Origin of the sequence: Paenibacillus sp. AR247, from assembly GCF_002968895.1 — a bacterium.
GTDB classification, from domain to species: domain Bacteria; phylum Bacillota; class Bacilli; order Paenibacillales; family Paenibacillaceae; genus Paenibacillus_AQ; species Paenibacillus_AQ favisporus.
The window spans coordinates 1548451-1558106 of record NZ_PCZT01000009.1; the positions used below are offsets into that span (position 1 = coordinate 1548451).

Annotated in this window: 9 protein-coding genes and 2 pseudogenes; 5 read left to right on the top strand and 6 right to left on the bottom strand. The window is 56.6% G+C overall.

Going from position 1 to position 9656, the window contains the following annotated elements:
- A partial coding sequence (locus CPT76_RS15390) for an S-layer homology domain-containing protein (RefSeq protein WP_258168527.1) occupies positions 1 to 986 on the bottom strand: 986 nt, incomplete at its 3' end.
- Between the two features lie 286 nt (positions 987 to 1272).
- On the opposite strand from CPT76_RS15390, the gene CPT76_RS15395 reads away from it, so the two are divergent.
- The 3 genes and pseudogenes from CPT76_RS15395 to CPT76_RS39815 all read left to right on the top strand — a co-directional run bounded on the left by CPT76_RS15395 (position 1273) and on the right by CPT76_RS39815 (position 2909).
- Complete coding sequence (locus CPT76_RS15395; RefSeq protein WP_105443511.1) at positions 1273 to 1842, top strand: GNAT family N-acetyltransferase; 570 nt, start codon at positions 1273 to 1275, stop codon at positions 1840 to 1842.
- Positions 1843 to 2161: 319 nt separating this feature from the next.
- Positions 2162 to 2521: pseudogene (locus CPT76_RS39810) on the top strand (hypothetical protein); the annotation flags it as partial.
- A gap of 121 nt (positions 2522 to 2642) precedes the next feature.
- Positions 2643 to 2909 carry a hypothetical protein gene (locus tag CPT76_RS39815; RefSeq protein WP_258168638.1) on the top strand — a complete coding sequence of 89 codons (267 nt, stop codon included), beginning with the start codon at positions 2643 to 2645 and terminating at the stop codon, positions 2907 to 2909.
- A 90-nt stretch (positions 2910 to 2999) separates the two neighbouring features.
- On the opposite strand, the gene CPT76_RS15405 is transcribed toward CPT76_RS39815, so the two are convergent.
- The 4 genes from CPT76_RS15405 to CPT76_RS15420 form a co-directional block, all read right to left on the bottom strand.
- A complete protein-coding gene (locus CPT76_RS15405; protein WP_105443512.1) occupies positions 3000 to 3563 on the bottom strand; it encodes a GNAT family N-acetyltransferase in 564 nt (187 codons plus the stop codon).
- 78 nt (positions 3564 to 3641) lie between these two features.
- Positions 3642 to 5366: a proline--tRNA ligase gene (locus CPT76_RS15410; protein WP_105444098.1), complete on the bottom strand. Its 1725-nt coding sequence runs from the start codon at positions 5364 to 5366 to the stop codon at positions 3642 to 3644.
- Positions 5367 to 5766: 400 nt separating this feature from the next.
- Entirely contained in the window at positions 5767 to 6435 is a 669-nt protein-coding gene (locus CPT76_RS15415; RefSeq protein WP_105443513.1) for a class II aldolase/adducin family protein, read from the bottom strand.
- Between the two features lie 200 nt (positions 6436 to 6635).
- Complete coding sequence (locus tag CPT76_RS15420) at positions 6636 to 7328, bottom strand: FGGY-family carbohydrate kinase (protein ID WP_105443514.1); 693 nt, start codon at positions 7326 to 7328, stop codon at positions 6636 to 6638.
- A 67-nt stretch (positions 7329 to 7395) separates the two neighbouring features.
- Here CPT76_RS15420 and CPT76_RS15425 point away from each other — a divergent pair.
- Positions 7396 to 8274 (top strand): annotated as a pseudogene (locus CPT76_RS15425) (TrkH family potassium uptake protein); the annotation flags it as partial.
- 60 nt (positions 8275 to 8334) lie between these two features.
- Positions 8335 to 8760: a cytidine deaminase gene (locus CPT76_RS15430; protein ID WP_105443516.1), complete on the top strand. Its 426-nt coding sequence runs from the start codon at positions 8335 to 8337 to the stop codon at positions 8758 to 8760.
- A gap of 66 nt (positions 8761 to 8826) precedes the next feature.
- Here CPT76_RS15430 and CPT76_RS15435 read toward each other — a convergent pair.
- The coding region (locus CPT76_RS15435; RefSeq protein ID WP_181152865.1) for a PTS transporter subunit EIIC at positions 8827 to 9656 on the bottom strand (830 nt) is incomplete at its 5' end.

The following is a 9656-nucleotide window of genomic DNA, read 5'->3' on the forward strand; positions in this document are numbered from 1 at the left end:
TTTTCAAAATCGACGTTGACTCCGTTCAGCCCGTACGATTTAACATAAGCGGTCAGCTGCTTGATCACGCTGCTTTTTTTCGCAGGATCGGTCAAAATATCGTCAGTCAACTCGGGATCCGAGTGATTGCCGAGGAGCGCCCACACTTTTTTATGATTCTGCTTCGCCCAGTTCAGCAGGCTGGCGTCCACGTGGTTGGACAAGGAGCCGGTCCCCTCCTCCAGAAAAAACCAGCGGGGTACGATCGTGTTGACGTTGGATGCCTTCACCTTGGCGATAAACTGGGATATGGTCAATCCGTTCTGCCATCCGACCTGCAGAGAGGACGCCGGCGTGGAATGGATCGCCTGATCCCATGACGAAATTTGCAGCACGCGGTCAAGCACGGCCGCGGTTTCTTCGCGGGTCATGTTGGCTTTGGGGCGGAATTTTCCGTCCGCTCCTTCCATCAGGCCTAGTGAAGCCGCGGCTTTGACATAAGGGCGCGCCCATGACGAAATGCTCGCGGCATCCAGATAAGGCAGCTGCCCAGCGCTGACCGCTGCGGGTTCCTTTTTCAGCGCGCGAACGATCAGGACTGCGGCTTCCTCCCGGGTAATATTCGCCTTCGGCTCAAAGGTGCTGGCGCTTTTCCCCTGAACAATGCCAAGGTTCAGTCCAGCCTGCACCCAGCCGTAATACCAGGATGTGCGCGGAACATCACTAAAAGCCGGGATGTCCCCGTCCACTTCCTTCAATTTAAGCAATCGGTCCGTCATGGCGGTAAACTCGGCACGCGTCACCGTTTTGCGCGGTTCAAACGCTCCCCCTCCCGTTCCTTCAACAACGCCCTCGTGAACGAGGTCGACGATTTCATCCCGGGCGAAGCTCCCCGAAATGTCATGAAAAGGCAGACTCGAGCTGCCGGATGCGGCATATACCGGTCCAGTACTTGCGGCCAGCATGAATGCTGCGAATAAGGTTACTAACTTTTGCGGTTTAATCAAGGGAGGGTGCCTCACTTTTCATAGAATAGATTTTCTTTCATAGAGTGCTTACTCTTATCCTATCAAAAAGATGCGGACGATTTGATCGCTAAATATTGGTAGATATGGTATTAAAACTATCAAAATAAAGTGGGATGAAAACGGGAAGATACGACAGCATTTGCCATGGACAGGCCTGGAAAATAGACTTATATTACTGTAAGCAGGCATCCAGACTGCCGGTATGAAGCGGCCGGAAATATAGTCGGAATGCCATCGACCGATATTATATTAAGGAGGGATTGTAATGCTGCTGGATCAGCATGAGGCCATTTATTTAAGAGAGCTGGTGGAAGAGGATGCAGAGGCGCTTTTTACGCTGCGCCGAAATAACCGCGACTTTCTTCAGCCCTTCGAACCGATTCGTCCCGAGTCGTTCTGGACGCTGGAAGGACAGGTCAAGGACGTGTGGAACGGCATCACGGGCGCTGAGCTGGACCAGGCTTGTGTACTAGGCATCTTTTTAAAGGAATCGGACCGGCTGATCGGCCGGGTTGCCTTGACGGCATTTGCGCGGGGGGTATTTCAAAACGCCAACATCGGCTACTTTATGGCCCAGGATCAGAACGGAAAAGGTTATATGACCGCGGCCGTCCGCATGAGCGTGGACCATGCGTTTCGAAGCCTCGGGCTGCACCGGGTGCAGGCCGGCGTCATGCCGCGGAACCTGCGGTCGCTGCGCGTGCTGGAAAAAGCAGGCTTCCGCCGGGAAGGCCTTGCGGAGCGGTATTTGCAAATCAACGGCGTGTGGGAGGATCATGTTCTGCTTGCCGTGACGGCGGAAGAATGGCCGGGACTCGAGCGGGCGGCGGAATAGCGGAGAGCTTAAAAGGAAGACTTGCGATTTGCCGGACGATCTTGAGTCCTTGGAAAGGCTCTAAATTAGGTTATCCTTAGAGTTTCGCAAGGTATTTGTGAGGCATTCATGAGGCATTCATGAGGCATTCATGAGGCATTCGGGAGGGATTCGTGAAGCTCTCGGGGGCTTTCGTGAGACTTTTTCGCGCCTCTTTTGTGTGGCTGTTTGGGCGGAGACCCTTCCCGTGCTACAATGTTACCAGTTCTATAGAAAGAACTACTATACTTTCTGATCTCATAAAAAACGCAAACACACCAACGGCTGAAAGGTAAACGATATGGAATACTTGTATGAAACAAAAGCGGGCAGCTACGAGGACTACGCCAGCGGCAGGGTATTATATAATGCCCCCGGCGTGACCTCCTTCCCGGTGCGGCTCGGAAGCGAAATCGTCCAGCGGTGCTTCGGCATCCTGGAGGAGCGGGGAATTTCCGGCCCTTATACCCTTTACGATCCCTGCTGCGGCGGAGCCTACCTGCTGACCATAACCGGTCTTCTTCACGGATCTAGGGTCCGGCGGATGTATGCCTCGGATGTCGATCCGAACGCCCTGTCCGTCGCGGGCAAAAATTTGGCGCTCCTGACGAAGCAGGGGCTCAGCGAACGGGAGCTTCAGCTGCGGGAGCTGTACGAAAACTACGGCAAACCTTCGCATAAGGAAGCGCTGGAGAGCTTGGCCCGGCTTGAGTCTGCAGTCTCGGGCCTGACTTTGGACGCAAGCGTCGTTTTTTCAGGACAATATTACGGAGCCGCATCACCTGGATCACGTCGATCAACCGATTCATCTGGTGCTGACCGACCTTCCTTACGGGGATCTCGTCAGCTGGGAAAGCGGCGACGCCGACCCGGTGTCCGCTTTATTCGAGCATATCTATCCGCTGCTCAGCAGCGAAAGTGCGGTCGTCGCGATGATCGCGGACAAAAGCCAAAAGCTGGGGCACGCCCGTTATAAGCGGCTTCAGCATTTCAAGATCGGCAAGCGGCAGGCGGCGATTTTTGAACCGATCCGGGAAACGAAGGCTTGATGGGCCAGAAATGACCGCAGCCAGTATATAAATGCAGCAAAGGACAGCCCGCCGGCTGTCCTTTTTCTGTTCATTTTTCGCGGGCTGCCTTCAGCCCAAATGCTTGACCATATGATAATACACATGACCGTTAATCATAATATTTTTGTCAGTCTGGTATCCGAGCTTCAGGTACAGCGAATGGGCCTTCGTGTTATCCGTTACAACCGCCATGGCGATTTTAGCGTATCCGTATGCACTTGCCCGTTCCTCGGCTGCACGAATCAGGGACGTGCCGATCCCCCGTCCGCCATACTCGGGCGAGACCGAAAGCGTGTCGATGTAATATTCGTCGAGGTCCGCTTCCTTATCCAGCTGCAAATCCGGGTTCTGCTTCATGGATCGCAGCCTCGCAAGGATGGGCCGGTCCAGCTCCGCTGCCTGGTCGCCTCCGTATGCCACCACAAGGCCTACCGGCCGTTCATCCAGTTCTTTCACAAGCGTCTGCTTGTAGCTAAGGCGGCCTTCCTCGGCGGCAAAATAGGCTTCAAGCGCGGCCAGCACGGCCTCCTCGCTGTCCTCTCCGGTTAATTGATGCGCAACATCATGCAGCGCATCGTACAGCAGCCGGGCGGCATGATGCGCGTCTTCTCGTTTTGCGGGTCTGATTGTCATAGCTTCCTCCATCATAGCAATACATTGCGTTGGTCTGCCCAGGGAATCCCATTCCCGTGTCAGGCACAATCCCTACTATTATAGAGTTTCCCACGACGCGGAACAAATTTCCGCAGCCAGCCGCGCAGCCTCCTGCCACGCTACCTCAGTCCGACCACCGGCCCTGCGGTCTGTCCACTCGACGATGCCTTCCCCGGCCCGTTTGCCTACAACAATGCGAAGCGGCAGGCCGATCAAGTCGGCATCCTTGAACTTCACGCCCGGTCGCTCCTCCCGGTCATCGACGAAGCATTCCACGCCCTGCCGTGCAAGCTCCGTGGCAATCTGCTCCACAACCGCCGCCTGATCCGGATCCTGGGCGGAGACGGGAATCAGATGCACAGAATACGGGGCAATGCCGAGCGGCCAGCACATCCCTTGTTCCGCGGGCGATTGCTCGGCCACTGCCGAAAGGAGGCGGGAAACGCCGATGCCATAACAGCCCATGATCATCGTCTGCTCCTTGCCGGCTTCGTCCGTATATCCGGCATCGAGGACGCTGCTGTATTTGGTGCCCAGTTTGAAGACGTGGCCTACTTCGATGCCTTTGGCAAAATGCAGCGTCTCTCCGCAGTTCGGACAGCGGTCCCCCTCCTGTACACTGCGGTAATCGCCAATATGCGCCGGCTGAAAATCCCGGAACGGCACCACGTTCCGCACGTGCGCATGTTCCTCTCCCGCTCCGGCTACCGCGCCGCCGTGCAGCACGGCATCGCGGTCCAAATATACAGGGATATCAAGGCCGACAGGCCCAGCATAACCGTGAGGCGCTCCCGTCACCTTCAGCACCTCCTGCGAGTCGGCGAGTTCAAGCGTCACGCACCCAATCGCTGCGGCCAGCTTATTCTCGTTGACTTCATGATCTCCCCGTACGACGGCAGCGACTGGCTTATCGTCAGCCATATAAATCATCGTCTTCAAAATGTGTGATGCCGGCACCCCAAGGAAGGCGCTCACTTCTTCGATCGTCCTTGTGTTCGGCGTGGCGACTTTTTCGATGGCTGGAGCTTGGCGTTCCGCTTCATCCGCCGAACGTTCTCCGGCAGCAGCAGTAGCCTTCTCCAGATTGGCCGCATACCCGCAGGCCAGGCAGCTGACGATCGTATCCTCGCCGATTTCCGCGGGCGCCATGAACTCATGCGTTTCCCCTTCACCGCCGATGGCTCCCGCCTCCGCTTCCACCATGCTGAACTTCAGGCCGCAGCGGGTGAAGATGCGGCGGTACGCATCCCGGACCGCCTGATAGGTCCGGTCCAGCTCCTCCCAGCTGCGGTCAAATGAATACGCATCTTTCATCAGGAACTCGCGCCCCCGGAGCAATCCGAAGCGCGGACGCCGCTCATCCCGGAACTTCGTCTGGATTTGGTACAGCCGAAGCGGGAGCTTGCGGTACGTATTCACCTCGCTCGCGGCAAGCGCCGTGATGACCTCCTCATGCGTCGGTCCGAGCACAAACTCGCGCTCATGCCTGTCCTGCAGGCGGAACAGCTCCGCCCCGTAGGCCCCGTACCGTCCGGAGCGCTCCCACAGCTCGGCCGGCTGCATGGCCGGCAGGTGCAGCTCCTGGAACCCGGCCTGGTCCATTTCTTCACGGACGATTGTCTCGATCCGGCGCAGCACGCGCCAGCCAAGCGGCAGGTAGCTGTAAATTCCCGCAGCCAGCTGCCGGATAAAGCCCGCCCGGAGCAGCAGCTGGTGGCTTCGCGCTTCCGCTTCGGCAGGAGCCTCGCGCAGCGTTGGGATCAGCAGGGACGTTTGCTTGATAATATAACGGCTCATCGCCGATCAGCCTCCTCGTATCTTTTAATGCAGCACATATTCGTGACAAACTCAAACAAAAAAAACACATCCGTCCTGAAGGGACGAATGTGTTCGTGGTACCACCCTGTATTCAACCGCCGCATGTACGGCAGTCCTTAATTGGCAATATAACGGGATCACCCGGCCATGAATACTCGAACCTGCAGATTCTTTCATCACGGCAGCTACAAGACGGGAAGCTCATGTCCGTGCGCGGAAACCTTTCAGCCAGGGGTTTCTTCTCTGGAAAACGCCGGTCCTCATGAACTGTTACTCTTGATCATCGCTTTGGAAATTTGACAAACCATAGTTTGTTTTTTCCATACTTTACAGGATGATCAAGACCGATGTCAAGAGCCGGATATCACTTCATTTTCTGCAGGAGCTGCACCCGGTAGGCTTCGCTTTCGAGCGACTGGATCTCTTTGTACTCGGCGTCGGTCAGCACTTTCGGCTCGCCCACCGCCTTGGCAGCGAGGTATACCTTCGCGCTTTCCTCCACCACTTCGGTCCGGTAGTACGCTTCGCGCAGATTTTTCCCGGTCGTCACGAGTCCATGATTTTCGAGCAAAATCGAGTTGTGATCCCCGACTTTCTCCGCGACCGCATTAGCCAGCAGATCGGTCGTCGGCAGCACGTAGGGCACAAAGGCGATGTCGCCGACAAGCGCGGCCTGGTCCGGGAACAGCATCGGCAGCTCCTTTGAGACCAGCGTCAACGCGATGCAGTGGGCCGGATGGGTATGCACGATCGCCTGGATATCCGGATTGACCCGGTAGGCAAACAGATGCATCAGTACCTCTGATGAGGGCCGCACCTCTTGATCCAGCACTTTGCCGGAGTCGATCTCCACCCGGATCCACTGCTCCGGCTCAATGTCTTCGAGTGCAAACCCGCTCGGAGACAGCAGCATGATGTTACCCGCTTTCGCGCTAATGTTCCCGCCCGGTCCCACTACCAGCCCTTTGGCCACGGTTTTCCTGGCATACCGGGTCAACTCTTCCCTGACTTGCTCTTCAAGTTGCTCAGTCATTTCTCTCCACTCTCCTTTATAGAGGTTGTTCAAAAATCCGCTTTTGATCACGAAGTAAATCGGGAAGCTGATTCGGCATCGAATCTTGAATTCAGCCGGGCCTTCCGGTGCTCACGTACCCACACGTACGCTCTGCTCCTCAGTCCCTAGCTTCATCCAATCTTCTCGGTGCTGAAAACCGACCTTTTTGAACAAGTACTTTATACCGTCTCTTGACGTTTAAAAAGCTTCATGTACTGCTGATAGCGTTCCTCCCACATCGCCGCATCCTCCGGCAGGTAGGTTTCCGGCGGAAAGGACTCAAGAACGACCTGCCGGATCTCGGCAAGGTTCTTTACTTCGCCGTGGGCCAGCGCCTGCATCATCAGATTGCCGATGGCCGTGGCTTCCACCGGCCCGGCAATCACCGGACGACCGGTAACGTTGGCCGTCAGCTGGCACAGCAGCCGGTTCTGGATGCCGCCGCCGACGATATGAATATGCTCCATCCGCTCTCCGGCGAGCTTCTCGATTTCGTCCAGCGTCTGGCGGTATTGAAGCGCCAGGCTTTCGACAATGCAGCGGACGATGGCCGCGCGGGATTCCGGCACTTTCTGCCCGCTGTCCCGGCAGTATTCGTGGATCCGCTGCGGCATGCCGCCGGGCGGTAGGAAGACGGCGTCGGCAGCGTCGATATAGCTACCGTTCTCCGGCGCCGACAGCGCAAGCTCGGTCAGCTCGTCGTACGTGAGCGGCGTACCTTCCAGCGCCCACGTGCGACGGCACTCCTGCAGCAGCCACAGCCCCATGATGTTCTTGAGCAGCCGGATTTTGCCGCCCGCTCCCCCTTCATTGCTGAAGAGGCTGTCCCGGCTGTCATCGCTGAGCGCCGGCTGATCGAGCTCGATGCCCATCAGCGACCAGGTCCCGGAGCTGATGAAGGCATACGGGGCAGTCCCGGCCGGAACGGACGCCACCGCGGCCGCCGTATCGTGGGTCTATCACAGCATCTCGCTGTTTAACAACGCCGGATTCGATTTGATGGGAAGCGTGCAGGGACCGTTCAGCGGTATGGCCTCCTTCGTGAGCGATCCGTATATGAATATCGTCCTGATGGCACTTATTTTTCTGGGCGGGATCGGCTTTATCGTGCTGTCAGACCTGCTGGAATACCCGAAGGTCCGCAAAATCTCACTGCACAGCAAGGTTGTGCTCAGCGCGACCGCGGTGCTTGTCTTTGTCGGCGGCCTCGTCATTTTCCTGATGGAGGTCAACAATCCGCGTACGTTGGGTCCGCTTAGTACCGGCGGCAAGATTTGGGCTTCGCTGTTCCAATCGGTGACGACCCGCTCCGGCGGTGTCAATACGGTCGATATCGGCGGCCTTCACCAGTCAACGCAGTTCTTCATGATCCTGTTGATGTTCATCGGCGCGGCGCCCGGCTCGACCGGCGGCGGCATCAAGATTACGACGTTTATGCTGCTCCTCGGTGCCGTGCATGCGATGATCCGCGGCCGGGAGGATGTCGTCCTGTTCCGCAAACGGATCGCCAAGGACGTGGTGTACAAAGCCATCACGCTGACGCTCCTTTCCATTCTGCTGATCATCCTGTTTGCCATGCTGCTGTCGGTGACGGAAGACCATGATTTTATGTCAATCCTGTTTGAATCGGCTTCGGCCTTCGGCACGACAGGCATCTCCATGGGACTGACCACCGAGCTCAGCCCTTTCGGTAAGGTATGGGTGATCTGCCTGATGTACCTGGGCCGATTGGGTCCGCTTACCCTTGCGTACGCGCTGACCCGGGACAACAAGAAGGAGCCGTACAATCATCCGGAAGGGAAAATCATTATCGGTTAAACCCGTTGTGGGTCTCAGCTTATGCGGGGATTGCAATTTTTTTGAGATGAGGCTGTCGATATGAGTATTGAGCAACAAATGTATGATGAAGTTATTGAACTTATTAGGAAAAGGTATCCGACAGGCTGGGGCGGCGCTGCAGCTGTCCGGCTTATAGACGGAACAATCCTCACCAGCGTGGCTCCCGAAGTCATCAACGACTCCACTCATCTATGTATGGAGACGGGGGCTATATTGGAAGCTCACAAGCTGAACAAGAAAGTAACGCATTCGATCTGCTTGGCACGGGATGACGAGATGTCGCCATACAAAGTACTCTCCCCTTGCGGGATCTGCCAGGAGCGCTTGTTTTATTGGGGACCAGACGTGAAATGCGCCGTCACGATCCCGGGCAGCGAGCTCGTCTTCAAAACGTTGGCGGAAATTCAGCCGTATCACTGGAGCACTGCTTATGACGATCTGAAAGAAAAATGGACGACGTCCTGATGCACTGCCGAATGCCAAAAGAGGCTCCCCTTCATGGGGAGCCTCTTTGTCATACCGCCGACGTCATTACATCAGCTTCTGGATTTCATCCTTCAGCACCTCGGACTGCGGTCCGAACACCACCTGGACGGCGCCTTTGCCGAGCCGCATGACGCCGGAAGCGCCGAGCTGCTTCAGTCCTTGATCGTTGACGACCGACTCGTCTTTGACGACAAGACGCAGACGGGTAATGCATGCATCGATACTTTCGATGTTGTCCGTGCCCCCGATATTTGCGAGCACTCTGGCTGCCTTGCTGTCCGATGCCGCAACGCCCGCATCTGCTGCGCCGCCTTCTATTGCTTCGTCCGCCACCTGAACATCATCCTCCCGACCCGGCGTTTTCAGGTTGAGCTTCACGATCAGCACCCGGAACAGGACGTAGTACACGACCGCGAAGACCAGACCTACCGGAATGAGCAGCAGCGGCTTGGTGGACAGCGGATAGTTGAGCGCATAGTCGATAAAACCGGCCGAGAATCCGAAGCCGAGCTTCACGCCCAGCGCATACATCACGTAACCGGCCACCCCCGCCAGCACTGCATGTATACCATATAGTACAGGAGCGACGAACATGAATGCAAATTCAAGCGGTTCCGTAATCCCTGTCAGGAATGAAGCGACTGCGGCACCGATAAAGATCGAGGCCACCGCCTTGCGCTTCTCCTTCTTGGCGGTATGGATAATGGCGAGCGCCGCTGCCGGCAGGCCGAACATCATAATCGGGAAGAAACCGGTCATGAACATGCCCGCGGATTTATCCCCCGCAAAGAACCGGTACAGGTCGCCGTGAACGACCTTACCTGCCGCGTCGGTATAATCCCCGATCTGGAACCAGACGATCGAGTTGATAATAT

Excerpts from the sequence above, each read along its gene's own strand:
- CPT76_RS15395 (WP_105443511.1), top strand. The coding sequence starts at position 1,273 with ATGCTGCTGGATCAGCATGAGGCCATTTATTTAAGAGAGCTGGTGGAA.
- CPT76_RS15430 (WP_105443516.1), top strand. The coding sequence starts at position 8,335 with ATGAGTATTGAGCAACAAATGTATGATGAAGTTATTGAACTTATTAGG.
- CPT76_RS15405 (WP_105443512.1), bottom strand. The coding sequence starts at position 3,563 with ATGACAATCAGACCCGCAAAACGAGAAGACGCGCATCATGCCGCCCGG.
- CPT76_RS15420 (WP_105443514.1), bottom strand. The coding sequence starts at position 7,328 with ATGGGCATCGAGCTCGATCAGCCGGCGCTCAGCGATGACAGCCGGGAC.
- CPT76_RS15415 (WP_105443513.1), bottom strand. The coding sequence starts at position 6,435 with ATGACTGAGCAACTTGAAGAGCAAGTCAGGGAAGAGTTGACCCGGTAT.